The 24,554-nt window shown below is 72.6% G+C and carries 31 protein-coding genes and 1 pseudogene; 11 read left to right on the top strand and 21 right to left on the bottom strand.

What is annotated here, in order from left to right; genetic code table 11:
• Positions 1-108 precede the first annotated feature (108 nt).
• Together HUT10_RS31220 and HUT10_RS31215 are read right to left on the bottom strand one after the other, a co-directional pair.
• Positions 109-837, bottom strand: coding sequence for a 2-keto-4-pentenoate hydratase (locus HUT10_RS31220; RefSeq protein WP_176178110.1), 729 nt, complete (start codon positions 835-837; stop codon positions 109-111).
• A 23-nt stretch (positions 838-860) separates the two neighbouring features.
• Positions 861-1,652 carry a 2-keto-4-pentenoate hydratase gene (locus HUT10_RS31215; RefSeq protein ID WP_176174463.1) on the bottom strand — a complete coding sequence of 264 codons (792 nt, stop codon included), beginning with the start codon at positions 1,650-1,652 and terminating at the stop codon, positions 861-863.
• 139 nt (positions 1,653-1,791) lie between these two features.
• Here HUT10_RS31215 and HUT10_RS31210 point away from each other — a divergent pair, with 139 nt between their 5' ends.
• The 3 genes from HUT10_RS31210 to HUT10_RS31200 all read left to right on the top strand — a co-directional run bounded on the left by HUT10_RS31210 (position 1,792) and on the right by HUT10_RS31200 (position 3,454).
• Positions 1,792-2,295, top strand: coding sequence for a VOC family protein (locus tag HUT10_RS31210; RefSeq protein WP_176174462.1), 504 nt, complete (start codon positions 1,792-1,794; stop codon positions 2,293-2,295).
• 161 nt (positions 2,296-2,456) lie between these two features.
• Positions 2,457-3,029, top strand: a complete 573-nt coding sequence (locus HUT10_RS31205) for a hypothetical protein (protein ID WP_176174461.1) — start codon at positions 2,457-2,459, stop codon at positions 3,027-3,029.
• A 23-nt stretch (positions 3,030-3,052) separates the two neighbouring features.
• Entirely contained in the window at positions 3,053-3,454 is a 402-nt protein-coding gene (locus tag HUT10_RS31200; protein WP_176174460.1) for a CoA-binding protein, read from the top strand.
• Here HUT10_RS31200 and HUT10_RS31195 read toward each other — a convergent pair.
• The 13 genes from HUT10_RS31195 to HUT10_RS31135 form a co-directional block, all read right to left on the bottom strand.
• On the bottom strand, positions 3,451-3,978 hold the full coding sequence (locus tag HUT10_RS31195) for an NHL repeat-containing protein (RefSeq protein WP_176174459.1): 528 nt from the start codon (positions 3,976-3,978) through the stop codon (positions 3,451-3,453). The genes HUT10_RS31200 and HUT10_RS31195 overlap by 4 nt on opposite strands.
• Positions 3,979-4,052: 74 nt before the next feature.
• Positions 4,053-4,613 carry a GvpL/GvpF family gas vesicle protein gene (locus HUT10_RS31190; protein ID WP_176174458.1) on the bottom strand — a complete coding sequence of 187 codons (561 nt, stop codon included), beginning with the start codon at positions 4,611-4,613 and terminating at the stop codon, positions 4,053-4,055.
• Positions 4,610-4,936 carry a gas vesicle protein GvpJ gene (gene gvpJ / locus HUT10_RS31185; RefSeq protein ID WP_176174457.1) on the bottom strand — a complete coding sequence of 109 codons (327 nt, stop codon included), beginning with the start codon at positions 4,934-4,936 and terminating at the stop codon, positions 4,610-4,612. Before gvpJ (HUT10_RS31185) ends, HUT10_RS31190 begins: the two co-directional genes overlap by 4 nt.
• Positions 4,933-5,178, bottom strand: coding sequence for a gas vesicle protein K (locus HUT10_RS31180; protein WP_176174456.1), 246 nt, complete (start codon positions 5,176-5,178; stop codon positions 4,933-4,935). The genes gvpJ (HUT10_RS31185) and HUT10_RS31180 overlap by 4 nt, the downstream gene beginning before the upstream one ends.
• Positions 5,175-5,375 carry a gas vesicle protein GvpJ gene (gene gvpJ / locus HUT10_RS31175; RefSeq protein WP_176174455.1) on the bottom strand — a complete coding sequence of 67 codons (201 nt, stop codon included), beginning with the start codon at positions 5,373-5,375 and terminating at the stop codon, positions 5,175-5,177. The genes HUT10_RS31180 and gvpJ (HUT10_RS31175) overlap by 4 nt, the downstream gene beginning before the upstream one ends.
• Positions 5,368-6,102 (bottom strand): GvpL/GvpF family gas vesicle protein, encoded by a 735-nt coding sequence (locus tag HUT10_RS31170; RefSeq protein ID WP_176174454.1) that lies wholly within the window; start codon positions 6,100-6,102, stop codon positions 5,368-5,370. The genes gvpJ (HUT10_RS31175) and HUT10_RS31170 overlap by 8 nt, the downstream gene beginning before the upstream one ends.
• Positions 6,099-6,398 carry a gas vesicle protein gene (locus tag HUT10_RS31165; RefSeq protein WP_176174453.1) on the bottom strand — a complete coding sequence of 100 codons (300 nt, stop codon included), beginning with the start codon at positions 6,396-6,398 and terminating at the stop codon, positions 6,099-6,101. The genes HUT10_RS31170 and HUT10_RS31165 overlap by 4 nt, the downstream gene beginning before the upstream one ends.
• 16 nt (positions 6,399-6,414) lie before the next feature.
• Positions 6,415-6,759, bottom strand: coding sequence for a gas vesicle protein (locus HUT10_RS31160; protein ID WP_254897098.1), 345 nt, complete (start codon positions 6,757-6,759; stop codon positions 6,415-6,417).
• A gap of 183 nt (positions 6,760-6,942) precedes the next feature.
• Positions 6,943-7,623 carry a response regulator transcription factor gene (locus HUT10_RS31155; RefSeq protein WP_176174452.1) on the bottom strand — a complete coding sequence of 227 codons (681 nt, stop codon included), beginning with the start codon at positions 7,621-7,623 and terminating at the stop codon, positions 6,943-6,945.
• Positions 7,623-9,011: a cell wall metabolism sensor histidine kinase WalK gene (locus HUT10_RS31150; protein WP_254897097.1), complete on the bottom strand. Its 1,389-nt coding sequence runs from the start codon at positions 9,009-9,011 to the stop codon at positions 7,623-7,625. The genes HUT10_RS31155 and HUT10_RS31150 overlap by 1 nt, the downstream gene beginning before the upstream one ends.
• Before the next feature lie 70 nt (positions 9,012-9,081).
• Entirely contained in the window at positions 9,082-9,804 is a 723-nt protein-coding gene (locus HUT10_RS31145) for a type 1 glutamine amidotransferase (protein WP_176174451.1), read from the bottom strand.
• Entirely contained in the window at positions 9,797-11,026 is a 1,230-nt protein-coding gene (locus tag HUT10_RS31140) for a MurT ligase domain-containing protein (RefSeq protein ID WP_176174450.1), read from the bottom strand. Before HUT10_RS31140 ends, HUT10_RS31145 begins: the two co-directional genes overlap by 8 nt.
• Before the next feature lie 57 nt (positions 11,027-11,083).
• The gene (locus HUT10_RS31135) at positions 11,084-11,983 is read right to left on the bottom strand and encodes an NADP-dependent oxidoreductase (protein WP_176174449.1); all 900 of its coding nucleotides are present in this window, start codon (positions 11,981-11,983) and stop codon (positions 11,084-11,086) included.
• A 74-nt stretch (positions 11,984-12,057) separates the two neighbouring features.
• Here HUT10_RS31135 and HUT10_RS31130 point away from each other — a divergent pair, with 74 nt between their 5' ends.
• The 4 genes from HUT10_RS31130 to HUT10_RS31115 all read left to right on the top strand — a co-directional run bounded on the left by HUT10_RS31130 (position 12,058) and on the right by HUT10_RS31115 (position 16,315).
• Positions 12,058-12,645, top strand: coding sequence for a TetR/AcrR family transcriptional regulator (locus HUT10_RS31130; protein ID WP_176174448.1), 588 nt, complete (start codon positions 12,058-12,060; stop codon positions 12,643-12,645).
• 604 nt (positions 12,646-13,249) lie between these two features.
• Entirely contained in the window at positions 13,250-14,032 is a 783-nt protein-coding gene (locus tag HUT10_RS31125; protein ID WP_176174447.1) for an IclR family transcriptional regulator, read from the top strand.
• 29 nt (positions 14,033-14,061) lie between these two features.
• Positions 14,062-15,753, top strand: coding sequence for an L-lactate permease (locus tag HUT10_RS31120; RefSeq protein ID WP_176174446.1), 1,692 nt, complete (start codon positions 14,062-14,064; stop codon positions 15,751-15,753).
• 10 nt (positions 15,754-15,763) lie between these two features.
• The gene (locus tag HUT10_RS31115; protein ID WP_176174445.1) at positions 15,764-16,315 is read left to right on the top strand and encodes an HD family hydrolase; all 552 of its coding nucleotides are present in this window, start codon (positions 15,764-15,766) and stop codon (positions 16,313-16,315) included.
• Here the strand turns inward: HUT10_RS31115 and HUT10_RS31110 are convergent.
• The 3 genes from HUT10_RS31110 to HUT10_RS31100 are packed head-to-tail and all read right to left on the bottom strand — an operon-like array spanning position 16,312 to position 18,394.
• Positions 16,312-17,577, bottom strand: a complete 1,266-nt coding sequence (locus tag HUT10_RS31110) for an RNA polymerase sigma factor (protein ID WP_176174444.1) — start codon at positions 17,575-17,577, stop codon at positions 16,312-16,314. The genes HUT10_RS31115 and HUT10_RS31110 overlap by 4 nt on opposite strands.
• A gap of 39 nt (positions 17,578-17,616) precedes the next feature.
• A complete protein-coding gene (locus HUT10_RS31105) occupies positions 17,617-17,967 on the bottom strand; it encodes a YciI family protein (protein WP_176174443.1) in 351 nt (116 codons plus the stop codon).
• A gap of 1 nt (position 17,968) precedes the next feature.
• Entirely contained in the window at positions 17,969-18,394 is a 426-nt protein-coding gene (locus HUT10_RS31100; RefSeq protein ID WP_176174442.1) for a YciI family protein, read from the bottom strand.
• 184 nt (positions 18,395-18,578) lie between these two features.
• Between HUT10_RS31100 and HUT10_RS31095 the strand changes: the two genes are divergently transcribed.
• Both HUT10_RS31095 and HUT10_RS31090 read left to right on the top strand, forming a co-directional pair.
• On the top strand, positions 18,579-18,848 hold the full coding sequence (locus tag HUT10_RS31095; RefSeq protein WP_176174441.1) for a hypothetical protein: 270 nt from the start codon (positions 18,579-18,581) through the stop codon (positions 18,846-18,848).
• Between the two features lie 28 nt (positions 18,849-18,876).
• The gene (locus HUT10_RS31090) at positions 18,877-19,857 is read left to right on the top strand and encodes a small ribosomal subunit Rsm22 family protein (protein WP_176174440.1); all 981 of its coding nucleotides are present in this window, start codon (positions 18,877-18,879) and stop codon (positions 19,855-19,857) included.
• Between the two features lie 3 nt (positions 19,858-19,860).
• Here the strand turns inward: HUT10_RS31090 and HUT10_RS51300 are convergent.
• Together HUT10_RS51300 and HUT10_RS31085 are read right to left on the bottom strand one after the other, a co-directional pair.
• Positions 19,861-20,047 (bottom strand): annotated as a pseudogene (locus HUT10_RS51300) (leucine zipper domain-containing protein); the annotation flags it as partial.
• A gap of 91 nt (positions 20,048-20,138) precedes the next feature.
• On the bottom strand, positions 20,139-20,975 hold the full coding sequence (locus HUT10_RS31085; RefSeq protein WP_176174439.1) for a maleylpyruvate isomerase N-terminal domain-containing protein: 837 nt from the start codon (positions 20,973-20,975) through the stop codon (positions 20,139-20,141).
• A gap of 65 nt (positions 20,976-21,040) precedes the next feature.
• On the opposite strand from HUT10_RS31085, the gene HUT10_RS31080 reads away from it, so the two are divergent.
• Together HUT10_RS31080 and HUT10_RS31075 are read left to right on the top strand one after the other, a co-directional pair.
• Positions 21,041-22,378, top strand: coding sequence for a HAMP domain-containing sensor histidine kinase (locus HUT10_RS31080; RefSeq protein ID WP_176174438.1), 1,338 nt, complete (start codon positions 21,041-21,043; stop codon positions 22,376-22,378).
• A 56-nt stretch (positions 22,379-22,434) separates the two neighbouring features.
• Positions 22,435-23,760: a DUF2079 domain-containing protein gene (locus tag HUT10_RS31075; RefSeq protein ID WP_176174437.1), complete on the top strand. Its 1,326-nt coding sequence runs from the start codon at positions 22,435-22,437 to the stop codon at positions 23,758-23,760.
• A gap of 122 nt (positions 23,761-23,882) precedes the next feature.
• Here HUT10_RS31075 and HUT10_RS31070 read toward each other — a convergent pair whose 3' ends face one another.
• Positions 23,883-24,494, bottom strand: a complete 612-nt coding sequence (locus HUT10_RS31070) for a DUF4232 domain-containing protein (protein ID WP_176174436.1) — start codon at positions 24,492-24,494, stop codon at positions 23,883-23,885.
• Positions 24,495-24,554: the final 60 nt, after the last annotated feature.

Below are 24,554 nucleotides of genomic sequence, written 5' to 3'. Positions count from 1 at the left end.
CGTGATCCGGGGCGGATCTCGTGTGATTGGGAGGGGATCTCGCGTGATTGAGGGGGAAACTCGCGTGACTGGAGGGGCATCACACGTGATTGGAGGGGTATCTGGCGGTTAGGGGGTGAGGGTCAGGGAGCCCAGGTGGGAGAAGTGGGCTGCGACGCGGGCGGCGGAAGCGAGCGGGACCGCGTCCGTCATGCCGCCGGTCAGGACGAGCCAGCCCGGTTCCAAAGCCAGGCCGCGGGCAGCAAGGGCGTTTGCCGCCAGGGCGAGGGCCTCCGCCGGGTGGCCTTGGACCGCCGCTCCCGTGGCCGTGTCGACTATCTGGCCGTCGACCTCCAGGAGCGCCGCCTCCAGGGTCAGGTCCAACGACGTCGGCGGGACCCCGACCGGGCCGACGCTGAAGTACGCCGACGAGCCGTTGTCCGCGATCGCGTCCGGGAGCGTGAACCGGTAGTCCGCGTAGCGGCTGTCGATCACCTCGATCCCGCCGTACACGCGATCGACCGCCGCCAGGGCCGTTGCCGCCGTCACGCCCGGGCCCGCCAGCCGGCGGCCCAGCACGAACACCAGCTCCGGCTCGGCCCGCGGGTGGATCAGGGACGGCACCGGCACGCCCGCCGGCAGCACCATCGCGTCCGTCAGCCAGGCCAGGAGCGGCTGGTCGATGCCCATCCGCTGCTGCTTGGCCCGGGACGTCAGCCCCAGCTTCACCCCGATCAGCGTCTCACCGCGGGCCCGGCGCCGGCGCAAAGCCTCGTCCTGGATCGCGTACGCCGTGTCCACGTCTAGGTCCGGCCACTCCGCCGAGAGCGGTGCGCGCTCCGAACCCGTCTCCAACAAAGAAGCAGCCGCTTCTCGCACGTTCACGATTCCTCCGAAAACACCGCGGTGACGCTGCCGATGCCGGCGATCGTCGCGACGATCGTGTCGCCGGGGGACACCGGGATCGCCCGGGTCATCGACCCCGGCAGCACCACGTGCCCTGGCTCCAGCGTGACGCCCAGCGGGCCCACCGTGTTCGCCAGCCACACCAGCGAGTTCAACGGCGAGCCCAGCACCGCGCCGCCCGCGCCGGTCGCCGCCACCGAGCCGTTCTGGTACAGCACGCACCCCGCGAGCCGCAGATCCACCGACCCCAGAGCCGTCGGGCTGCTGCCCAGGACCACCCCACCCGAGGAAGCGTTGTCCGCGATCGTGTCGAACAGCGAGATCTTCCAGTCCTGGATGCGGGAGTCGACGATCTCCAGCGACGGCAGCACGAACTCGACCGCCCGCACCGCGTCGGCGACCGTCACCCCCGGGCCGCGCAGGGCGGAGCCCAGCACGAACGCGATCTCCGGCTCGATCCGCGGCTGCAGGAACGCCGACGTCGGGATCGGCTGATGCTCGAGGTGGAACATGCTGCCGGTGAGGTGCCCGTAGTCGGGCTGGTCGACGCCCATCTGCCGCTGCATCGCCGCCGACGCGAGGCCGACCTTGTGCCCGCGGACGGCGTCGCCGCCCTCGACCCAGTGCCGCACCTGCTCCTGCTGGATCCGGTAGGCGTCCTCGACGCCCGCGTCGGGATACGTCTTGATCAGCGGCTCGATCGGCTCGCGCGTGGCGTAAGCCCGCGCCAGCGCCGAAGCGGCCTCCTGCACCTCGCTGGCATCCACCCCCGGAACTCTGCCGTGCGCGGCGGCCGGACACAAGCAGCCCTGTTCCGCCCAGCGGAACTCTCACCAGACAACCTCTTGCGCGCGAGATAAATCGGGCGTACCGTCAAGGGCACCACCAGGAAGGGACGTGAGGGACATGGCACCGACCCCCGCCGAGGTCACCCAGCTCGCCGAAGCCCGTGACGCCCTGCGCGAGCGCCACCTGCGCCCGGCCGCGGAACGCCCGGCGACGAACGGCCGCGGCATCCACCACACCGCGCTGATCTCCAGTGACGTCGAGCGGACCATCGAGTTCTACCAGGACATCCTCGGCTTCCCGCTCACCGAGCTGATCGAGAACCGCGACTACCCCGGCTCCAGCCACTTCTTCTTCGACGTCGGCAACGGCAACGCGGTCGCCTTCTTCGACCTGCCCGGCCTCGACCTCGGCCCGTACGCGGAAGTCCTCGGTGGACTGCACCACCTGGCCCTCTCCGTCACGCCCGAACGGTGGGACGCCATCAAGGACAAGCTCGACGAAGCCGGCGTGCAGTACCTGCTGGAGAGCAAGACGTCCATCTACCTGTCCGATCCGGACGGTGCCCGCGTCGAGCTGATCTCCGACCCGCTCGGCGAGATGTACGGCGAGAAGATCGGCTGAAAGCGTGGTCCAGGCGTCGCGCGCCAACTAGCCTGTGCCGACCGTGACTAATCCGATCACAGTCACGGCCGGATGGCCTCGGAGCAACAGTCACGTGCCGTTGGCGGGTCCGGCCTACTTTTGACCGGATTAGTCACCAGTGCGCGACGTCTGGAGGTCCGATGTCCGATTGGTCGCTCTCGCGCGCGAAGGCGCGGCTCGATCACCGCGAGCTGCTCAACGAACTCACCGCGCGCACCCGGTTCGAGGTCCGGCTGCACCTGAACGAACCGGCCACGAACGTTGCCTACGACGAGCTCACGAGCATCTTCGCGATCGGGCACGGCGAGTGCGCCGCGCTCCTGCGGCACCACCGGCTGCTGCCGTGGTGGGAGCGGGTGCTGCTGTTCCGGTACGCGCGGCGCATGCACGGCAAGGCGATCACCCGCAGCGTCGGGGTCGTGCCCGCCGAGATCGCGCCGCAGGCGGCCCGCGCGTTCGGCGCCGAGATCGCCGAGCTCGCACCCGGGTCCGGGGACACCGGCGCGAAGTACGACCTGCAGGGCCGCGGCCTGCTGACCGTCTTCCGGATCGCCGTCGGCGCCAAGGGCGCCATCTGGCCGGACCGCCACGACGTCACGACGACCTCCGCCCGCAACATCCTGACCTGCGCGGCGACCTTCGCCCGGCGGAAGCCGTGGCACGTGCTCTGGCCCGTCTACCGCGTGCGCGGCCTGCGGCTCTGGAAGCTTTGACCCGCGCCGGACGTTGACCCGGTATGACTCCAGAAGAGATCCTCGCCGGCGCGACGACCATCGCCGTCGTCGGCCTGAGCCGCGATCCGGCCAAGGCCGCGCACGGCGTCCCGGCGGTCCTGCAGGCTCACGGCTTCCGGATCATCCCGGTGCACCCGACCGCGACCGAGCTGCTCGGCGAGAAGGTGTACCGGTCCCTGACGGACATCCCCGAGCCGGTGGACCTGGTCGACGTCTTCCGGCCGTCCCCCGAGGCGCCGGGCATCGCCCGCGAAGCCGCCGAAATCGGCGCCAAGGCGCTGTGGCTGCAGCAGGGCATCGTCTCCGCCGAAGCGCGCCGCATCGCCGAAGAGGGCGGGCTCGCCTACGTCGAGAACCGCTGCACCGCCGTCGTCCGCGCGACCGCCTCAATCTCGAGGCGCTAGCCGGACGCTCCGAAGTGGACGATGCGGTGGTTGCCCGGCTCGGCGACCCAGACCCCGCCGGTCCCGTCGTCGGCCACGTCCCGCGGTGAGCTGATCGGCTCGGCCGTGTCGGGCAGCGCCGCGCCCGTGCGGGTGTCGAACCGGGCGACGCGCCCGGTGTCGTCGACCAGCAGCCGCCCGGCGCACTCCAGCGCGACGGCGCGGGGCCGGGTGAGGCCGCCGAACTCGCGCACGAACCCGCCCTGCCACGAGAACTGCACCACGCGGCGGTTGCCGGTGTCGGCGACGTAGACGTTGCCCGCCGCGTCGACCGCCACCGCTTCGGGCGCCTTGAGCCGGCCGGCCAGCACCCGCACGAGCGTGCCGTCGCGGGTGAACGCCTGCACCCGGTCGTTGCCGGTGTCGGCCACCCAGACGCGGCCGCGCGCGTCGACGGCGATCCCGGACGGCGCGCGGAACTGCCCGGGCCCCGCGCCGGGCCCGCCGAACGCGCGCGGGAGCGCGGCGACTTCACTGCTGGTCACGGCATCAGGATCACCGGCCGCGAGCCACGGCGGCCAGCGCCTGGACGAGTATTCAGCGACTGTTCCGCCTCCGCTCACCAGCTCCAGCGGGAGCACGTCCGCCGGTCGAGGAAGCTGTAGGCGGGCAACGGCCCGACCCAGTCGGCGTGGACGCCGTCGTCGCGCGCGAGCCCGGCGACGGTGTCCCGGACGACGAGCAGGTCGCCCAGCCCGACCAGGAACGCCCACCGCTCGTCGGCGCTCTCGCCCGCCGGCAGCGCCACGGAGTCGCGGGCCCGTTCGGCGACCCGGGAGAGCAGGACGTCCGAGCGGGCCGCCCGCCACGCCGAGCCCGGTTCGGAGAACCGGAGGCAGACGTGCACCTCGGCCAGGCCGTCGAGCCGGTCGAGGTCGGCGCGGTAGGTGTCGGCGGCCGGGGCGAGCACTTCGGCGCGGACGGCCTCTTCGTCCTCGGCCACGGTGCCGAACCGGACCGGCAGCACCGGGCCGCCCTCGACCAGCGCGGACACCACCGCGAGGTGCGCGGCCGGGTCGGGCTCGGGGTCGCCGACGACCATCGCGAGGTCTTCCCAGCACACCGTCCGCGGCGCTCGCGGGTGCCCGGCCCGCACGACGCCGTAGAGCTGCAGCGTCACTTCTGTTCGACGGGGATGGCGGGCTCCACCGGAACGGCGACGGCCGGGGTGGGTGGCGGGGGCGGGATCAGCCCGACGGTCTGGTCGAGCCCGATGGAGACCTGCCCGGGGTTGGGCAGCTGCGCCTGCGCGTTCACCCGCTGCATCGCTTCGAGGTAGCGGATGTAGGTGTCGACGCTGGCGATCACGACCCTCGCCTCGATCGACAGCAGCTCGATCCCGATCAGGGACACCTTCACCGTGGCGTCGATGACGAGTCCCTTGTCCAGCAGGACGTTGAGGGTATCGGTGAGGGTGCCACCGGTCTGTCCCGGTCTGGTCACTTCGCTCCTTCGGTCGCGGGGATTTCGGCCGGGATGTCGTCGAGGGCGGCGCGGATCTCGGCGAACCGGAGTTCCAGCGCGATGAGGGCCTGGCCGAGCGCTTCGACCTGGTCCGGGGTCAAGGTGCCGGCGTCGAGCCGCCGCAGCGCCTGCCGTTCGAGGACTTCCTTGAGGACGTCCAGCACGGTGACGACGAGGTGCCCGAGCCCGCGGCCGGCGTCGGCGGCGATCCGCTGGGTCATTCGCCCGTCCCGTCCAGCCCGAGCAGCAGCAGCCGCAGGTCGAGCCGCACGAGGTCGATGCCGGCGAGGGAGATGATCACGTCCCCGGTGACGACGGCGCCGCGGTGCACGACCCGGTCGAGCAGGTCGACGATGGCTTCGGCGGCGTTGGTGCCGGACGGGGTGAAGACCTCGGCGAGCCGGCCGGGCTCAGCCATGCGCCTTCGCTCCGAGTTCGAGGTCGGTGAACGAGTACGGCGGCCACGGCCCCGACGTCTCCACCGTGGCCCCGGCCGCGCTCAGCTCGCGGGCGAACCACTCGACCTCCGCGTGGAACGCCGCCTCGCGGCCCGTCTCCACCAGGTACGCCGAGTTCACCAGCACCCCGTGCGGCCGCGCGCGCCCGACGGTGTCCGCCGCGTGCCGGCGCAGCGCCCCTTCGAGCCGGGCCGCCGAACCGGCCACGTCCTCGCGCGCCTGCTGGATCGCCTTCAGCCGCTCGCGCCGGCGCACCAGGTACTGCGTTCCCGTCAGGCCCGCCGCGTCCGGTTTGGTGGTCGCCGCCGGCTCCGCGTGCCGCACCCGGACACCCCACTCGCGGTGGCCCGCCACCTCGTCGAGGCAGTCGCGTGCCTGGTCGTAGCCCGCCTCCAGCAGCCGGCGGGCGGCGTCTTCGCCGTCGAGGACGGTGCCGAACCGCAGCGGCAGCACCGGTTCGCTGCGGAACACCGCGCGCACCACGGCGTCGTGCTCGCGGGCCAGCTCGGCGAGCGTGCCGTCGACCGGGTCGAGCGTGTCGATGCGGTCGAACCGCGTCGGCGCCACCTCGGAGACGACCACGCCGAGGTCGCGGTAGCCGATCAGCCGCGGCGCGGGCCCGACGTCCCAGGTGGCAGGCCGGTTGCGGGTGATCGCGTACGCGCACAGCCAGTTTCCGGTGTTCACCGCGGTTCTTCCTTCCCGCCCGGCACGGGCAGCCGGGCTTCCAATTCGGCGACGCGCGCCGCCAGGTCGGTCGCCCCCACTTCCGCGCGCGCGGCGTTCGGGGCGAAGAACGGATCGTTCGTCCACCAGTCCATGCCCATTTCCCGGGCGGTCTGCGCGGACGCGATGAACAGCCGGATCCGCAGGGTCAGCAATTCGACGTCGACGACGCTGACGCCGATGTCACCGGCGATGACGACACCCTTGTCGAGCACGCGTTCCAGAATGTCCGCCAACGAATCGGACGAAGCGGCCAATCTGTCGACCTTCCTTTCAGGAATCGGTGGCGCCCCGGGTGAACCGGCGCAGCCGTTCGCACGCGCCGAGCTCGCCGTCGGCGTCGACGTCCACCCGGTAGGTGGCCATCACACTGGTGGAATCCGGGATCCGGGCCAGCTCGACGACGTCGACGAGCACGGACCAGCCGCCGTCGCCCCGGGCGCGGACACCGGTCACGGCGTGCGGGGTCAGCCCGGTCACCATGCCGAACTGGTCCTTCGCAACCCGGATGGCGTCAGCGGCACGCAGCCGGGAAACGGATTTCCCGGAGGGGTTCGGAGCAATTTCGTTTTGAGCGGGTTCGCTCGGAGCAGGGAACGGCAGCGGCGATTCCGGCATTGCTTCCCTTCGCGGGTGGACGGCCCACGGTAGCAACACCCGGCGTCACGCGCAGCGCCGTCGCGGGACGGTATTTTTCACCGGTTCGCGGCAATGATTGGGCGATCCGCGGCAACCGGCGGGAGCAAATGGCGCAACACACGGACACCCGGCGGCACCAATTTCCGGAAAACACCCGGTTGATTACGATCGGGTAACGTCTACCAGCCGGTAGCCCACCCCGCGGACCGTCTCGATGGTGTGCGTGCCGAACGGCGCGTCGATCTTGCGCCGCAGGTACCCGATGTACACCTCGACGACGTTCTCGTCGCCGTCGTAGTGGGCGTCCCAGACGTGGCTGAGGATTTCGTTCTTCGACAGCGCGGCCCCCGCCCGCCGCAGCAGGAACTCCAGCAACCCGAACTCGCGCGCGGTGAGCTCGATCCGCTTCTGTCCCCTGTGGACGGTACGGGCCGACGGATCGAGCCGCAGGTCCCCGGCCTCCAGCACGGCAGGCCGGGCCGGCGCGCCGCGCCGCAGCAACGCGCGCAGCCGGGCGATCAGCACGACGAAGGAGAACGGCTTGGACAGGTAGTCGTCGGCGCCGAGGTCGAACGCGTCGGCCTCGTCGTACTCGCCGTCCTTGGCCGTCAGCATCAGCACCGGCGTCCAGTTCTCCGCCGCCCGCAGGCGCTTGAGCACCTCGTAGCCGGACAGCTCGGGCAGCATGATGTCGAGCACCACGACGTCGTAGGCGTGCTCGGTCGCCCGCCAGAGACCCTCCCGGCCGGTGTGCGCGACGTCGGCGGTGAAGCCCTCGGCGACCAGGCCCCGCCGCAGCGTCTCCGCGAACTCGCGCTCGTCCTCCACGATCAGCAGCCGCACTACTCCTCCTTCGGCAGGTCGATCACCGGCAGCTCGATCACGAACCGCGCGCCCGGCTCCTCCGAGGCGGCGTAGCGCGCCCGGCCGCCGTGGCGGGCCGCGATACCGGCCACGATCGGCAGGCCCAGCCCGGTTCCGCCGTGCCCGCGCTGCCGCGACGCGTCGAGCCGGACGAACCGCTCGAAGATCCGTTCCCGGTCGGCCGCCTCGACGCCGGGGCCGTCGTCGCTCACCTCGACCACGGCCAGGTCGCCGCGCACCGCGCTGCTGACGCGGATGCGCGAGCGCGCGTGCCCGCGCGCGTTGTCGACCAGGTTGCGCACCGCCCGCCGCAGCTGGGCCTCGCTGCCGTGCACCTTCGCCGGCCCGGCGCGGACCTCGACGTCCACCGTGCTCTCGCCCCGGACCCGCTCGGCTTCGGCGCGGACGATGTCGTCGAGGTCGACCTCGGTGCGCTGCGGCCGGTCCGTGGCGTCGTCGGTGCGGGCCAGCATCAGCAGGTCGTCGACCAGCTCGCGCAGCCGGGCGGTCTCCCGGTCGATCACCGGCACCAGGTCGCCGGTGCTCTCCGGGTGCCGGCCGGCGACGTCGAGCGCGGTGCTGATCGTCGACAGCGGTGAGCGCAGCTCGTGGCTGGCGTCCGCGACGAACCGGCGTTGCGCGGCCTGCGCCGAGGCCAGCCGGGACAGCATTTCGTTGAGCGTCACGGCCAGGCGGTGCACCTCGTCGCCGCCCGGCGGCAGCGGCACGCGCGAGGCGAGGTCGCGCGTCGAGATCTCCGCGACGGTCCGGCGCATCCGCTCGACCGGCCGCAGCGCCGAGCCGACCGCCCGGTACACCGCGAGCCCGGCGATCGCCAGCAGCGGCACGGCGATCAGGCCGAGCAGCAGCGTCAGCCGCGTCGAGGCCTCCGTGACCGGTTCCAGCGAGCGCGCGGAGATCACGGTGAACGGCCCGCCGGGCCCGGTCACCTCCTGCGACACGACGCGGTAGTCGTCGTTGTCGCCGTTCAGCCCGAGCGGCAGCGTTTCGACGATCTCGTGCCCGACGACCGGACGCGACGCGGTCAGCGGCGGGTGCCCGACGATGGCGGGGTCGCTCGCGATCGGCGTCCCCCGCGCGTCCAGGACCTGCGTGACGGCCTCGGTGTCGCCGGTGCTGGCGACGTCGCTCGCGCTCAGGTCGCGCGCGCCTTCGCGGATGAGCTGGATGGCGACCTGCCGCCCGGTGCTGCGGGCACTCTCGGTGACGCTGCGGTCGAGCGACTCCTCCAGCAGCAGGACGACGACCACGCCGCCGACGGCGATGGCCAGCGCGAGCGCGAAGACGGCCACCGCGGTGGCGCGCATCCGGACGCCGGTCGCGGCGATCACCCTGCCCAGTTTCACCAACGCAGCGTAGCCACGAACGAGGCTCGCGCGCGGGCCGGCCAGCGCCGGGACGCTCGCCGCCACCGGGTCACGCGCCCCGGCGCCGTCGCGGGACGGCGAGCCGTTCCGCGCGCAGCCGTTCGACCTCGGTCAGCTCCAGCGGGCCGAGCGGGTGGCCGACCGTCCAGGCCAGCAGCAGGTCGGCCAGCGCGGGGTTGCGGGCCAGCGCCGGGCCGTGCAGGTAGGTGCCGACCACCCGGTCGGTCACCGCGCCCTCGGTGCCGTCGCCGTTGCCGGTGCCGCGCACGACCCGCCCGAGCGGTTCGCTGTCGGCGCCGAGCTTGCTGACGCCGAGGTGGTTCTCGAACCCGGTCAGTGCGGCCCCGTCCAGCAGCCGGGACGGCGTCGCGACCAGTTCGGCGACCGCGCGCTGCTCGCCGGGCTCGGTGGTGAGGTCGAGCAGGCCGAGCCCGTCGTGGTCGACGCCGTCCAGGCCGCGGAAGCGGGTGCCGAGCACCTGCAGGCCGGCGCACACGCCGAAGACGACCGCGCCGGCCGCGACCGCCCGCCGCAGGCCCGGGTACCGGCGCAGGTGCGCGGCGGCCAGCGCCTGTGCGCCGTCCTCGCCGCCACCGAGCAGGTAAAGGTCCAAAGTGGACGGTACCGGGTCGCCGAGCCCGACCGGGACGACCTCGGCGTCGAGCCCGCGCCACTGCAGCCGCTTCCCGAGCACCTGGGCGTTGCCCGTGTCGCCGTAGGTGCCGAGCACCTCCGGCAGCAGTAGTCCGATTTGGACGATCGAGTCAGCCATCGGGCAGCTTGCCGACCAGATCGCGGAACGCGGTGTAGTTGGCGACCAGCTCGACGGCGCCGGGCGGCAGCGTGTCGATCGCGGTGACCGGGTCCGGCTCGGCCCAGTGCGCGACTTCGGCGTAGCAGAGCCGGACCGACAGGTCGGCGCCGCGCTCGCCGGTGACGACCACCTGGCGCCCGCGGAGCCGTTCGAAGTGGACGTCCCACAGCCAGGACAGGTCCCGGCCGTCGGCTTCCTGTGCGTTGACCGCGACGACGACCGGGGTGTCCTCGTCGAGCACGCGCAGCGTTTCCACCCAGCCGGCCGGGTTCTTGGCCAGCATCAGCCGCACGGAGTGCCGCGACCGGCGGATCGTCCGGTAGCGGCCGCCGATGTCGGTGATGGTCCGCAGCCGGGCGGCGGCGGTGTGCGGCGGGACGCCGAGCCGGTGCGCCGCGGCGAGCGCGAGCGCGGCGTTCGCGCGGTTGACCTCGCCCGGCAGCCGCAGGTCGAGGTCGACTTCGCGGCCACCGGGCGTCCGGACGAGCTCGCCGTCGAGCGTCCACGCGGGCTCCGGCCGGGCCAGCCCGCAGGCGCAGCCCCAGTGCCGTTCGTGGGTTTCGACGCGGCCTTCGCAGCGCGGGCACGCCGTGGAGTCACCGGTCCAGCGGCGGCCCGTGCTCACCCACACGCGCTTGGCGGCCGCGCTCGCCGCCGACGTCACCAGGACGTCGTCGCAGTTCGCGACGACGACCGTGCCGGGCAGGCCGGCGATGGCGGCCCGCAGGTCGCGTTCCATGGCACGGACCTCGCCGACCCGGTCCAGCTGGTCGCGGCTCAGGTTGAGCAGCACCAGCACGGCCGGCTGGACCTGGTCGGCGACCCACGGCACGTACGTCTCGTCGACCTCCAGCACCGCGTAGGGCGCGTCGGGGCGGGCGGTCAACGCGGCGAGGACGCCGTCGGGCATGTTCGCGCCGTCGCTGTTGGCGGCGACCTCGGCCAGCGTCTCCAGCGCGCGGGTGAGCATCAGCGACGTCGTGGTCTTGCCGTTGGTGCCGGTGACGAGCACGACGGTGCGTTCGCGGCCGAGGCGGCGCAGGGCGAGCGGATCGAGGGCCAGCGTGACGCGGCCGCCGATCATCCCGCCGCGGCCGAGGCCCGAGCTGCGCGACAGCCAGGCGATCAGCCGCCCGGCGGCCACGGACGCGCGGGTGCGGAGTGGGCTTCGGAGGGACATCGCCGGAGATGGTGCCTCCGGGCCGCTGTGATTTTCCTGAGTCCGTGGCGCGGGTCTCTAGAGCGTGACGACGACCTTGCCGTGGACGTGCCGCTCGGCCTGCAGCGCGACGGCGTCCCGGATCTTTTCGACGGGGAAGACGGCGGCGATCGGCACGGTGAGCCGCCCGGCGGCGATTTCGGCGGCGACCTTTTCGAGCGCGCCCGGCTCGGCGTCGACGCCGCCGGTGGCGCGCACACCGCCCGGCGGAGTGGGACCGGCGGCGATCGTGGCGATCCGCTCGGGCGGGACGCCGAGCTCCAGGGCCGCCTCGGCGGTTTCCGTGCCGAAGAGGTCGATGGCCGCGGTGATCTCCGGGACCCGGCCGGCCAGGCCGGGGCCGTAGGCGACGGGTTCGACACCGAGCTCGCGCAGGAACGGGAAGGTGCTCTCGGAGGCCGTGCCGAGCACGGTGGCCCCGGCGAGCTTGGCGAGCTGGACGGCGAAGATGCCGACCCCACCGGCGGCCCCGCCGACGAGGACGGTGTCACCCGCCTGCAAGCCGACGGCGGCGAGGGCGGCGGCTGCCGAGGACGCGGCGACCGGGAGGGTGCTCGCGACCTCGTCGGACAGGCCGTCCGGGGTGCGGAAGAGCCGGTCTTCGGCGCCGACGACGACGAAGTCGGCGACAGCGCGCCCGAGCGCGCCACCGTAGACGCGCTCGCCGACAGCGTGTTTCGCGCCCGGACCGGCTTCGTCGACCACGCCGGCGTAGTCGTACCCGAACCCGGCGGGAAGGCTGATCCCGAACCGCGCGGCGGCCTCGGGGTGCCGCGCGATGCCCCAGTCCATCGGGTTCAGCCCGGCCGCGGTGACCCGCACCCGCACTTCGCCGGGGCCGGCGTGCGGTTCGGGGACTTCTCGCAGCTCGAGGACTTCGGGACCACCGAACTTCTCGTAGATGACGGCTCGGCTCATCGCGGACCTCCCGTTGTGATGGGACTTGGTCTCATCACCGTACACCTTCCGACGGGACCAAGTACCGTGTCGTCATGGGCCGCTGGGAACCGAACGCACCGGAGAGGTTGAGCCGCGCCGCGCTGGAGCTGTTCGCGGAGCGCGGGTACGAGAACACGACGGTGATCGACATCGCCGCACGGGCGGGGCTGACGAAGAGCACGTTCTTCCGCCACTTCCAGGACAAGCGAGAGGTGCTCTTCGGCGACGGCAGGCTGGCCGGGCTGCTGCGCGCGGCGGTGGCGGGGGCGCCGCCGTCGGCCGGGCCGCTGGAGGCGGTGGGCTGGGGGCTGGAGGCGGTGGGGCGCGAGGCGTTCACGGCCGCCCGGCGGGAGTTCGCCGCGTTGCGGCGGTCGGTGATCGCGGCGCATCCGGAGCTGCAGGAGCGGGAGGCGCTGAAGGGGATCGCGCTGACGGCGGCGATGGCGGAGGCGTTGAAGGGGCGTGGAGTGGAGGCGCTGGCTGCTCGTGTTGCTGCGGCGTTGGGGGCGTTGGCGATGAACATCGCTTATGAGCGGTGGAGTGGCGGGGAGGCGGACTTCGGGGAGGCGGCGAGGGAGGCGATCGCCGAGGTGCGGGCGGCTGTGGGGACGTCGGCCTTCTCTGCCTCCGATCCGGTTTGACCGAGCTGCGGTCCGCGGCGGGCTTCGGCCGGGCTTGGGCCGGATAGCGCTTCCGGTATCTGTTAGGGGGCTTTCTTCAGCGCGCCGAGGAAACGTCCCCATCCGGCTCGCCCGGGGCTCGGCAGCGTGGCGACCGGTCGGCTTACGGCCGGGGATCGGCAGGGCGTGGCGACCGGTCGGCTCTCGACCGGGTCGGTCAGCTGTGGACCGTCGGCTCCGGCGGCGCGACGCTGCCGAACTCCGGTCCGCCCGCGGGGGCGCCCCCCGGGTCCAGCGTATCGGCGCACCCCGACAACAACCGGGAAAGAACGCCACTCCAAGCCGTTTTGTCCACATTGCTCCACCCCCGTGGACAACTCCCCCAAACATTCACGGATATGAACGATCCACCCACCCGAACCCCCGGACTCCCCCGTCCACACCAGCGCAACCGCCATAGGTAGGAAACTTAACCATCGGATGTTGAACCAATTAGCATCCACAACTACTCGCATTGTTCCGAGTTATTCCAAGATCTACCGCAGATACATCGGAGGTGTTACCGTCCAACCCCAGCCAGCGGAAAGGCGTACCGCTGAGCGGGAAACGTCCAACGGAGGGCAACGTGGGACCGGAGCGCGGGCTCGAACAAAGCGGAACTCTCGAACGCGGACTTGCCGTGCTGGAGCACGTCGGGCGGCACCAGGAGATTTCCACCAATGCGATCGCGCGGCAACTGGGGCTTTCCCGCAGCGCCGCCTACCGGATCGTCGGCACCCTCAAGAACCTCGAGTACCTCGAGGCCGACCAGGTCACCGGCCGCGTGCGGCTCGGCACGCGGCTCGTCGAACTCGGGGCACGGGCGATGGCCGCCACCGATCTGCACCGGTGTGCTCCGCGGTACCTCGCCTCGCTCGCCGAACGGTCCGGGGAGACCACCTACCTCGCCGTTCCGGACAACGACACCATGGTCTACGTCGCCACCGAACGCAGTGCCAGTGCCGTCACCCTCGCCTGCCGGCTCGGGACGCGGCGGCCGCAGCACGCGACGTCGCTCGGGAAAGCCTGGCTCGCCGCGCTGCCCGAAGCCGACCGGTTCGAACGGGTGCGGCGGATGAAGCTCGACTCGCTCACCCTCAAGACCATCATCGACCCGCACCGGCTGCTCGACGAGCTCGCCAAGACCAGCCGCCGCGGGTGGGCGATCGACGACGTCGAAAACGAGCCGGACGTCGGGTGCGTCGCCGCCGCCGTGCGGGACCACTCCGGACGGCCGATCGCCGCCATCAGCATCGCCGGGCCCGCGCCGCGCGTGCTGCGCCGGCTCGACGAACTCGGCGCCTCCGTCGCCGGCACCGCCGCCGCCCTGTCCCTGCGGCTCGGGTACGTCCGGAGCCGGCCCGCCTGAGCACCGACCCACCCGGCAAAGGAGCCGACGTGACCTGGATCCAGGACTACCAGCCGGCGGGCGGGTTGTGGGTTTCCGCGCTGCTCGCCGCGCTCCCGATCATCGTGCTGCTGGTTTCGCTCGGGGTGATCCGCTTCTCCGCGCACCTCTCCGCCGCGCTGGCGCTGGTCACCGCGCTCGCCGTCGCCCTGCTGCTCTACCGGATGCCTGCCGCGCTGGCGTTCGACTCCGCCGCGATGGGCCTCGTGTTCGGCGTGTGGTCGGTGGCCTGGATCGCCTTCCACGCCGTCTACTTCCACAACGTCACCGTCGCCACCGGCCGGTTCGACGCCATCAAGCGCGTGCTCGCCGGGTTCAGCGAAGACCGGCGGCTGCAGGCGCTGCTCATCGCGTTCAGCTTCGGCGCGCTGCTCGAAGGCGTCGCCGGCGGCGGGTCGCCGATCGCGATCACCGCCGCCATGATGGCCGCGCTCGGGTTCCCGCCGGTGAAGGCGGTCGTGCTGGCGCTGCTGGCGAACACCGCGCCGGTCGCGTTCGGCGGCCTCGGCAACCCGCTGATCGTGCTCGGACGGCTGACCGCGCCGATCATGCACCTCAAGCAGGATCAGGCCACCGAGCTCTTCTCGGCGATGGTCGGCCGCCAGGTTCCGGTGCTGGCCCTGATCATCCCGGCGTTCCTGGTCGTGGTGCTGGCCGGCTGGAAGCGCATGCTCGAGGTCTGGCCGGCGGTGCTGACCGCCGGGCTCGCGTTCGCGGCCATGCAGTTCGTCGCGTCCAACTACATCAGCGCCAGCCTGGTCGACGTCCTCGCGGCCCTCACCGCGATGGCCGCGCTGTGGATCCTGACCCGGTTCTGGCAGCCCGCGACGGTGTGGCGCTTCGAGGGCGAGGAAGCCGTCCCGGCGGCCAAGAGCCTCGGCGCCGCACAGGCCGAGCGCGGCGCGCTGTACGCGTGGACGCCCTACATCATCCTGATCCTGGCGATCTTCCTGTCGCGGATCGGCACGATCTTCAAGAACCTCCCCGTCTGGCTCGACCTGACGAAGCTGTTGCACAAGGCAGACTGGATCTTCGCGTGGCCGGGGCTGCACAACCACGTAGTCCAGCACCCGCCGATCACCGCGAAGAACGCGCCGTACGCGGCCACGCTGACCGTCGACTTCCTGTTCTCGCCCGGCACGATCGCCCTGATCGCGGCCGTGCTCGCCGGGTTCGCGATGGGCGGGCGGCCGAAGCTGCTGCTGGCGACGTACCGCAAGACGCTGCACCAGATGCGCTGGGCGCTGGCGACGATCTTCATGATCCTGGCCATCGCGTTCGTGATGAACTACTCGGGCGCGACGCAGACGCTGGGCCTGGCCCTGGCGACGACCGGCGCGGTCTTCCCGCTGTTCTCGGCCTACATCGGCTGGCTGGGCGTCTTCCTGACCGGCTCGGACGCGTCGACGAACAGCCTGTTCGGCCCGATGCAGGTGATCTCGGCGCAGCAGCTGAACCTCAACCCGATCCTGGCCGGCGCCACGAACACCTCGGGCGGCGTGATGGGCAAGATGATCTCGCCGCAGAACCTCTCGATCGGCGCGACGGCGATCGGGCAGAGCGGCAAGGAGAGCTCGCTGCTGCGGCAGACGTTCCTGTGGTCGCTGCTGCTCACCGCGGTGGTCGGGGTGATCTCCCTGCTCCAGGCGACGATCCTGACGGCGATGATCCCGTCGCCCTAGGCTGGGCGGCATGAGCGCATCCTTGGCCGCTTTCGGGTACGAACTGGGTCTGCTGAAGCGGGTCCGCCGGTCGGGCTGGTGGCACGCGGGTGTCCGCGACCCGGAGTCGGTCGGCGAGCACAGCCTGCGCGCCGCCCAGCTCGCGGCGCTGATCGCGGCCGAGGAGGGCGCGTCGCCCGAGCGGGCGGCGTTCCTCGCGCTGTGGCACGACACGCAGGAGACCCGCACGGGCGACCTCCCGCTGACGGCGGCCGAGTACCTGCGCAAGCCGGAGCCGCGGGACATCACCGCCGACCAGACGGCCGCGCTGCCCCCGCGGTCCCGTGACCTGGTGCGGTCGGCGGTGGACGAATACGAGACCCGCGAGTCGGTGGAAGCGTTGTGCGCCAAGGACGCCGACAAGCTCGAGATGCTGCTGCAGGCGCTGGAGTACCGCGACATCGGCGTGCGGCCGGTCGACGAGTGGATCGAGTCGGCGCGGAAAGGCCTCAAGACGGAGACGGCGCGGAAGATCGCGGAAGCGGCGCTGACGCTGTCGCCGCTCGCTTGGCGAGGCCGCTAGCCCGCGACCGCCTTCGCGCGGTTCAACAGCAGCTCGCGCTCGCGCGAGTTCTCCGTCATCTCCGCCGCCCGGCGGAACTCGCGCTCGGCTTCCTCGCGCCGGCCCAGCTTCTCCAGCAGGTCGCCGCGGACGCTGGGCAGCAGGTGGTAGTCCTTCAGGGCCGGCTCGTCCGCGACCGCGTCGACGACCGCCAGGCCCGCCTCCGGGCCGTACGCCATCGCGACCGCGACGCCGCGGTTCAGCTCGATCACCGGGGACGGCTGCAGCTTGCCCAGTCCTTCGTACAGCGCCGCGATCCGCACCCAGTCCGTCTCCTCGGCCGTGCGCGCCCGTGCGTGGCAGGCCGCGATCGCCGCCTGGGCGGAGTACGGCCCGTACGCGCCCTCCGCGATCTGCTCGGACAGGGCCAGCGCCGCGAGGCCGTGCTGGATCAGGAAGCGGTCCCAGCGGGCGCGGTCCTGGTCGAGCAGCAGCACCGGCTCGCCGTTCGGGCCGGTGCGCGCCTTCGAGCGGGACGCCTGCAGCTCCATCAGCGCGACCAGGCCGTGGACCTCCGACTCGCCCGGCATCAGCCCGGCGAGCACGCGGCCGAGCCGCATCGCCTCTTCGCAGAGCGCCGGGCGCATCCAGTCGTCGCCGCGGGTGGCCGAATAGCCCTCGTTGAACACCAGGTAGATGACTTCGAGCACGGACGACAGCCGCGCGACGCGTTCGTCGCCCTCCGGCACCTCGAACGGCACCTTCGCCGCGGCGAGGGCCTTCTTCGCCCGGACGATCCGCTGGGCGATCGTCGATTCGCGGACCAGGAAGGCCCGCGCGATCTCGTCGGTGGTCAGGCCGCCGAGCATGCGCAGCGTCAGCGCGACCCTGGCCTGCGTGTTCAGCACCGGGTGGCAGGCGACGAACAGCAGGCGCAGGACGTCGTCCTCGATGTGGTCGTCGAGCGCCGCGTCGAAGTCGGGCAGCACGCCTTCGCCGAGCTGCTGGTCGCGGCCGACCTCCTCGAGCTTCTCCGCGTACCGCTCGTTGCGGCGGAACTGGTCGATCGCGCGGCGCTTGGCGATGGTCATCAGCCACGCGCCGGGGTTGCGCGGCACGCCGGAATCCGGCCACTGCTCCAGCGCCGCGACCAGCGCGTCCTGCGCCAGTTCCTCGGCGAGACCGACGTCGCCGCGAGCCATCCGGGCCAGGCCCGCGATGAGCCGCGGCGACTCGATCCGCCAGACCGTCTCGACCGTCCTCCGGGTGTCCGCAACCGTCACCCGGCCATCAGACAGGGTGATCTTCCGCGGTGCAACCCACTACCCGTCGATCGGGCGGATCTCCAGCACCCCCTCACCGGGACCGAGGTTCGGGACCTGCTTCATCAGCGCGACGGCCTCTTCGAGCGACTCGCCCTTGAGCACCCAGAACCCGGCGATCAGCTCCTTCGTCTCGGCGAACGGGCCGTCGATGACCTTGGGCTCCGCGTCGCCTTCGAAGATCACGCGCGCGCCTTCCGAGCTGGGCGTGAGCCCCTCGGCCAGCTCGAACCGGCCCTCGGCGAACAGCCGCTCGTTGAACTTCGTCATCTCGGTCAGCTCTTCGGCGCTGGGCTGGAACCCGGCCGCCTCCGATTCGGGGCCGGCCTTCACGATCACCAGGAACCGCATGTCACGCCTGTCCGGCGGACTGCGCCCGCAGCCGGCCTTCCAGTTCCACGACCTCCGGCGTCATGTTCTCGAAGTCCGACGCCTCGGCCACGCGCCGGATCTCGACCTCACCGGCGTGGCCGTCGGGGTTGGGCATCCGCTTGATCCACTCGATGCACTCTTCGCGGTCGCGGCACTGCAGGATCCAGAAGCCGCCGACGAGCTCCTTGGTCTCGGCGAACGGGCCGTCGACGACCTTGGGCTCTTCGGTGCCGGAGAAGACGACCCGCGCGCCCTGCGAGCTCGGCGTGAGGCCCTCGCCCGCCAGCAGCACGCCGGCCTTGACGAGCTCTTCGTTGAACTTCCCCATCTCCTCGAGCAGCTCGGCGCTGGGGCCCTTGCCGGCCTCGGAGTCTTCGTTGCTCTTGACGATCACCATGAACCGCATCGCGGTCTCCTCTCGGTCGGTCCTGCCTACGCGTCGAACAGCCGCGGCCCGGATCGACAGCCACGGGCGAAAAACTTTCCGGGCCGGAAAGTAGCAGCTCAGCGCCGGGCCGGGGGACGATTCAGGCAGGGCGGGCGGGCCGCGGCGGTAAGCTGCCGAGCTGCGGCGGACCGGGGAGGGCGATGTGGCGAAGCGCGCACAGCAGGGGAAGCGCCGGTACATCGTCCGGCTGCCGGCGAACGGGAGCGGCCAGGCTCGGCTGCGCGGCTTCCCGGTTTGGGACACGTCGCTGCGGCGAGTGCGGAAGCGCTACCCCCGCGCCGCCGAGATCTGGCGGGCCACCGAAGACCGGCCGCGGCTCCCGCTCCGGTTGGCGCAGGCCGGCCGGTTGCTGCGGCAAGGCGCGGCGGCCGCGTGGCGCTGGGCCCGGAACCGCGACGCCAAGCCCTGGTGACGGCCGGGCCCCGGCTAATCTGCCCGTCGTGGCGGTACTCCCCGATGATCTCTCCTCCGCGCTCGACGACGAGCTGGCCCGGCACCCCCTGGCCCGGCTGACCCAGTCCGTCGACCGGCTCAGCGCGCGCTACCGCCAAGGCGACGCGGCCACGTCGCCCATCCTCGGCTCCGAAGTCGACGTCGCCGCGTACGCGGGCTATCGCATGCCCGCCACCTACGCCGCCGTACACGCCGTGCTCGCCGAAGCCGCGTTGCGTACTCCCGGCTTCGCACCTCGTACCCACGTCGACGTCGGCGGCGGGACCGGCGCCGCCGTCTGGGCGGCCGCCGACGTCTGGCCGTCGCTCGACCGCTGCACCGTGCTCGAACAGGTCGCCGGGGCCATCGGGCTCGGCAAGCGGCTCGCCGCCGGCTCCGGGCGGGCCGCCGTCCGGGACGCCGAGTGGCGGCGCGGGCTCGTCGATCCCTCCTCGCCCGCGCCCGACGCCGATCTTGTCACGCTGTCCTACGTGCTCGGCGAACTGCCCGACGCCACCCGGGCCGACGTCGTGCGGTGGCTGGCCGCGAAGGCCGGGGCCGTCGCGCTGATCGAACCCGGCACGCCCGCCGGTTTCGAACGGATCCGGGCCGCCCGCGCGCAGCTGGTCGAGCTCGGCCTGCACGTCGTCGCGCCGTGTCCGCACGATGCCGCCTGCCCGATCGTGGCCGGGCAGGACTGGTGCCACTTCGCCGCCCGGCTGCCGCGCTCGGGGCTGCACCGGAAGCTCAAGGCGGGCACCCTCGGCTTCGAGGACGAGAAGTTCGCCTACGTCGTCGCGTCGCGGACCGTGCCCGAGCGGCCGGACGCGCGGATCATCCGGCACCCGAAGAAGCACAAGGGCTGGGTCGCGCTCGATCTGTGCACGACCGAGGGGCTGGCACCGGCCGTCGCCGTCTCGAAGAAGCAGGGCCCGCGGTACCGAGCGGCCCGGGACGCCGAGTGGGGCGACGGCTGGCCTTCCGCCTGACCGGCTGGCAGGGTGGCCGAGCCGGCCGGCGATCTGGATCGGGCCCAGCCGGTGACGCCACCGCAGCCGCACGATCGCTCGCACCACCGGGCCGGAGGTGCCGGCCGGAGGTGCGGGCCCGGCTGTGGTGAGGGCGGCTGCTGCGATCAGCCATCCCGGCCGCGCCTTCGGCGCGGTAGCGCTGTGCCCAGCTCCACTTCACATCCGGAGGCCTTTACCTGTCAGAAGGGCAGGCCGCCACGGGTCACCTCAACTCGGGACAACGTCCCTGGACATCACAACTAAGGCATCCGGACCGTCCGCAGGAACTCCGGCAGCAGCCACGGCCGCGGGCCGCCGATGCGGACGCCTCCAGTCAGCACCGCGCGCACGCGGGACACGCGGCCGAACATCATCGGCACCAGCATCGACGGGTCGAACCGAAGGCGGACGTCGGCCGTGCCGTCCGGCTCTTCGCAGCGCAGCCTTCCGTCCTGGAGCGCCAGTACCGCCGGGGTCGTGTACCGCGACCGGAACTCCACCGCGATCCGGCGCGGTGACGGCGTCGCGTCGGCCAGCAGGCGGCCCATGTCGTTGCGCGCCACGCCGAACAGGAACAGCTCCAGGAACAGGGCCTCCAGCCGGGCCGGGACGCGCCACGGCCTGCCGAGGACGCGGGCGATGTCGAGGCCGTGCAGCAGCATCTCGTTGACCAGGTGCGCGAGCACGCCGGCGACCGGCACGCGGGAGCCGCCCAGCCACCACACCGGCTTCTCCGGGTCGAGGTCCGCGCTGACCAGCAGCACCTCGGCGATGTCCGCGCGCAGCCGCGCGGCCAGGCGGACGGGGTCGCGCTCGGGGTAGAGCTCCAGGGCCATCGCGTTCAGCCGGGAGATCGTGTCGACGCTCGCCGCGTCGATCGGCTCGGCCAGGCCCGGCAGCGGGAGCGGGCCGCCGTCGCCGCGGATCATCGCCGTGTACATCAGCGCGATCATGCCCACGTGGGACGCCGTTTCGCCGATCGTCCACGCGCCGAGTGCTCGCCGGTGCGGGTCCGGGACGCCGGTCAGCAGGTCCGCGAACCGGCCGCCGACCTCGGGCAGGGCCGCGCGCACCCGGTGCCACCGTTCGACTGTCACGGCATTCGACGCTAGCCCGCGGGCGGGCCGGCCCGGGTCTTCCAAGGTGCGGTTATCTTCGGGACGTGGTCCGGATCCTGCCCCGGTCGACCCGGTGGCGGGTCGCCCTCTTCGCCGCCCTCGCGTCGGCGCTCGTGCTCGGCCTCGGGTCGTACTGGTTCGTGAGCACGCTGCAGAGCGGTCTCGTGAACAACGCCAGGGCGCGGGCGAGCGACAAGGTCGACGCGCTCGTCGCGCTGCTCGACTCGGGGGTCGCCCCCGAAGACATCCCGAAGCGGTACGAAAAAGGCGGCGGCTACATGATCAGCACCGAGGTCATGAACCGCTGCTCGACCGGCAGGCCCGACCGGCTCCCCGATGACCAGGTGGTCCAGATCTACGGCCCCGACTGCGTCATCGTCATGCCGTACGGCCTCGATGAAGGGCAGGAGTACGCCGGCCGGGCGACGAACGACGGCCGCCACCAGGTCGCGGCCGGCGAGCGGCTGGACCCGGTCGGCCTCGAGACCGTGGCCACCGCCCGGCGGATCCTCTGGGGCGGGGTGCCGGCGGCCGCGCTGCTCGTCGGCGCCGTCGCCTGGTTCGCCGTGCGGCGGTCGCTGCGCGCGGTCGGGGCCATCCGGGCCGAGGTCGACGGCATCCGCGCGCGGGACCTCGGCCGCCGCGTGCCGGTGCCCGACTCCGGTGACGAGATCACCGAACTCGCCGTCACGATGAACGCGATGCTCGCCCGGCTCGACGAGTCCGTGCGGCGGCAGAGCCGGTTCACCGCGGACGCGTCGCACGAGCTGCGCACGCCGCTGGCGTCGATGCGCACCCAGCTCGAGGTCCAGCTCGCCCACCCCGACCGGCTCGACTGGCGCCACAGCATCGAAAACGCCGTCCTGGACGTCTCGCGGATGGAGACGCTCACCGGGGACCTCCTGCTGCTCAGCAAGCTCGACGCCGACCAGCCGGCCGGGGCCGCGCGGATCGCGCTCGGGGACCTCGTCACCCGGCACCTGGCCGCGCGGCTGCCCCGCGACGGCGTCGAAGTGCGCGCGGAAATCCGGGCGAACCCGGTGGTCCGGGGGCACGCGGGACGGCTGGAACGCCTGCTGCGCAACCTCGCCGACAACGCCGAGCGGCACGCCGGGAGCAGCGTGACGATCACCCTCGACGAGGCAGGCGGCGACGCCGTGCTGACCGTCCGGGACGACGGCCCGGGCATCCCGGCCGAGCACCGCGAGCGCGTCTTCGACCGGTTCGTCCGCCTCGACGCCGACCGCGCCCGCGAGGACGACGGCGGTGCCGGGCTGGGGCTGGCGATCGCCGCGGAGATCGCCCGGACGCACGGCGGCAGCTTGCGCGTCGCCGAAAGCACGTCCGGCGGGTGCCTGGAGCTGCGCCTGCCGCTTGCCTGAAGACCTCTTCAGCTCGCTTAAGCTCCGGTTCAGCGTGGCTCCAAGAACATCCCGCCATGCTGATCGACTTCGCGCCGGCTCCGGCGCGCACGCGCGAAAGCCGCGCGGTCCCCTACGTCGTCGCCGCGGTCGCCTTCGCCGGGTACGCCACCTGGTCGCTGCAGCGGCTGCGGACGTTCGACGCGAGCGGGTTCGACCTGGGGATCTTCGAGCAGGCGGTGCGGTCATACGCGCACGGGCGCTGGCCGGTGTCGGACCTGCTGGGCGCGGACTTCCCGACGCTCGGCGACCACTTCCACCCGATCCTGGCGCTGCTGGCGCCGTTCTACCTGCTCTGGCCGTCGCCGGGCTGCCTGCTGGTCGCGCAGGCGCTGCTGTTCGCGCTCTCCGCGGTGCCGGTGACGCGCTGCGCGATCGAGCTCCTCGGCGCGCGCCGGGGTGCGCTCGTGGGCGCCGGGTACGTGCTGTCGTGGGGACTGCTGTCCGCGGTGAACTTCGACTTCCACGAGGTCTGCTTCGCCGTCCCGATGCTGGCGTTCACCGTCGAACACCTGCTGCACGAGCGGTGGCGGGCGGCGGTCTGGTGCGCGCTGCCGCTGGTGCTGGTCAAGGAGGACCTGCCGCTGACGCTCGCCGCGGTCGGTGTCGTGCTGGTGCTCAACCGGCAGAAGCGGCTCGGCTGGGCGGTGGCCGGCTTCGGCGTCACGACGTCGGCGTTGCTGTTCCTGGTCGTGTTGCCGGCCTTGAACCCCGCCGGGGCTTACGCGCACGGCAGCGGCTTCACCCCGTTCGGCGGGGCGATCGTCAAGGTCTCGATGCTGCTGGCCCTCCTGGCACCGACGGCGTTCGCGGCCGTGCGGTCGCCGCTGCTGCTCCTGGCGGTGCCGACGCTGCTGTGGCGGCTGGTCTCGGCGAACGACCGCTACTGGGGCATGGGCTACCACTACAGCGCGGTGCTGATGCCGGTCGTGTTCCTCGCCGGCGTGCACGGCGCCCGGCGGATCGGTGGCTTCAGGCGGTTTCTGCCGGTGTGCGCGGTGGTCGCCGGGCTGGCTTCGCTCGGCCTGCAGGCGGCGCACCTGACCGACGGCGTCTGGACACCGGCGCAGCGGGCCGGGATCGACACGGTCCTGGCGCGGATCCCGGACGGCGCGACCGTGCTGGCGTCCAACCGGCTGGCCCCGCGGCTGACGTCCCGCTGCACGGTGCGGTTCTTCGACGGGGTGACGGACCAGCGGCCGGAGTGGGTGGTGGTGGCTCAGCCGGAACAGTCCTGGCCGACGACCCTCGCGACGAAGGAGGCGGCGCTGGCGGAGCTGGAGAGCACGGGGTACGAGCGCGTCGCCGGGACGGACGCCGTCGTGCTGCTCCACCGTGAGTAGGGAACTCGCAGCGGTAACCGGCCAGTCGGGGGGCGTGCCGGCCGGTTACCGCCGCACCGAGGAAGAGGGGGTGCCACGCCAGGAATGACGCGCGGCCCCACGCTTCACTCGATCGAGTGATGTCAGGCCGGATCGGCCAGGATGCCATTGACATACGACCCCGGGTGGGTGGCCGCGTCCTGGCGGAGGACCGGCAGGTCGGCGGGCCATTTCACGCTCAGCGGCTGCGTCTGGCCGGGCGGGATCGTGGTCAGCTCGGCCGGGGTCCAGGACGCCCCGCCCTCCGCCGGGGTCAGCACGGTGACGGTCGCCGACGCCGTGGTCCCGGGCGTCACCTCGTTGTCCTTGACGCCGTTGTCGACGCGCGGCAGGTGGTACACCGGGCCGAACGTCGGCTCGTCCGGGCCGACGAGGTCGACGCCGGGGACGCCGTGCAGGGCGCACGGGTGGTCCGAGGTGTTCCGGTAGGTCAGCGGAAGGTCGTACTGGCCAGGACTCTTCTCCTCCGGTTTGCCGAGGGAGACCGAGAGGTCGGCCGTCGTGCACCGGGGCGTGCCGGACGTCTTCGCCGCGGCGGGCGCGGCCTGCCCGGCGGGAGCGGGGGCCGCGGCGGCACCGGCGCCCGTGCCGCCGTTCGCGGCGGGTGACGGCGCGGAGCCGGTTGACCCGCAGGCCGTGAGGGCGAACGCTCCCGCGACCGCCGCGACCCCGACCGAAATGCGCTTGCCGAGCATGACGTTCCTCCCTGCGTCGAATGACCTCACCGGGAGAGATGTCCGGCGCCCCCTCGGGGA

Origin of the sequence: Amycolatopsis sp. Hca4 (genome assembly GCF_013364075.1) — a bacterium.
Lineage (GTDB): Bacteria > Actinomycetota > Actinomycetes > Mycobacteriales > Pseudonocardiaceae > Amycolatopsis.
Note: the sequence above shows the minus strand (reverse complement) of the source record. Positions and strands in the feature narration are given on the sequence as shown.

What these genes read in the sequence shown, in the direction of transcription:
- HUT10_RS31140 (WP_176174450.1), bottom strand. Translation starts at nt 11,026, where the DNA reads ATGTCCCTCCGAAGCCCACTCCGCACCCGCGCGTCCGTGGCCGCCGGG.
- HUT10_RS31160 (WP_254897098.1), bottom strand. Translation starts at nt 6,759, where the DNA reads ATGCCGGAATCGCCGCTGCCGTTCCCTGCTCCGAGCGAACCCGCTCAA.
- HUT10_RS31075 (WP_176174437.1), top strand. Translation starts at nt 22,435, where the DNA reads ATGCTGATCGACTTCGCGCCGGCTCCGGCGCGCACGCGCGAAAGCCGC.
- HUT10_RS31130 (WP_176174448.1), top strand. Translation starts at nt 12,058, where the DNA reads ATGGGCCGCTGGGAACCGAACGCACCGGAGAGGTTGAGCCGCGCCGCG.
- HUT10_RS31070 (WP_176174436.1), bottom strand. Translation starts at nt 24,494, where the DNA reads ATGCTCGGCAAGCGCATTTCGGTCGGGGTCGCGGCGGTCGCGGGAGCG.
- HUT10_RS31145 (WP_176174451.1), bottom strand. Translation starts at nt 9,804, where the DNA reads ATGGCTGACTCGATCGTCCAAATCGGACTACTGCTGCCGGAGGTGCTC.
- HUT10_RS31105 (WP_176174443.1), bottom strand. Translation starts at nt 17,967, where the DNA reads ATGCGGTTCCTGGTGATCGTGAAGGCCGGCCCCGAATCGGAGGCGGCC.
- HUT10_RS31135 (WP_176174449.1), bottom strand. Translation starts at nt 11,983, where the DNA reads ATGAGCCGAGCCGTCATCTACGAGAAGTTCGGTGGTCCCGAAGTCCTC.
- HUT10_RS31200 (WP_176174460.1), top strand. Translation starts at nt 3,053, where the DNA reads ATGACTCCAGAAGAGATCCTCGCCGGCGCGACGACCATCGCCGTCGTC.
- HUT10_RS31100 (WP_176174442.1), bottom strand. Translation starts at nt 18,394, where the DNA reads ATGCGGTTCATGGTGATCGTCAAGAGCAACGAAGACTCCGAGGCCGGC.
- HUT10_RS31115 (WP_176174445.1), top strand. Translation starts at nt 15,764, where the DNA reads ATGAGCGCATCCTTGGCCGCTTTCGGGTACGAACTGGGTCTGCTGAAG.
- gvpJ (WP_176174455.1), bottom strand. Translation starts at nt 5,375, where the DNA reads ATGGCTGAGCCCGGCCGGCTCGCCGAGGTCTTCACCCCGTCCGGCACC.
- HUT10_RS31210 (WP_176174462.1), top strand. Translation starts at nt 1,792, where the DNA reads ATGGCACCGACCCCCGCCGAGGTCACCCAGCTCGCCGAAGCCCGTGAC.
- HUT10_RS31180 (WP_176174456.1), bottom strand. Translation starts at nt 5,178, where the DNA reads ATGACCCAGCGGATCGCCGCCGACGCCGGCCGCGGGCTCGGGCACCTC.
- HUT10_RS31205 (WP_176174461.1), top strand. Translation starts at nt 2,457, where the DNA reads ATGTCCGATTGGTCGCTCTCGCGCGCGAAGGCGCGGCTCGATCACCGC.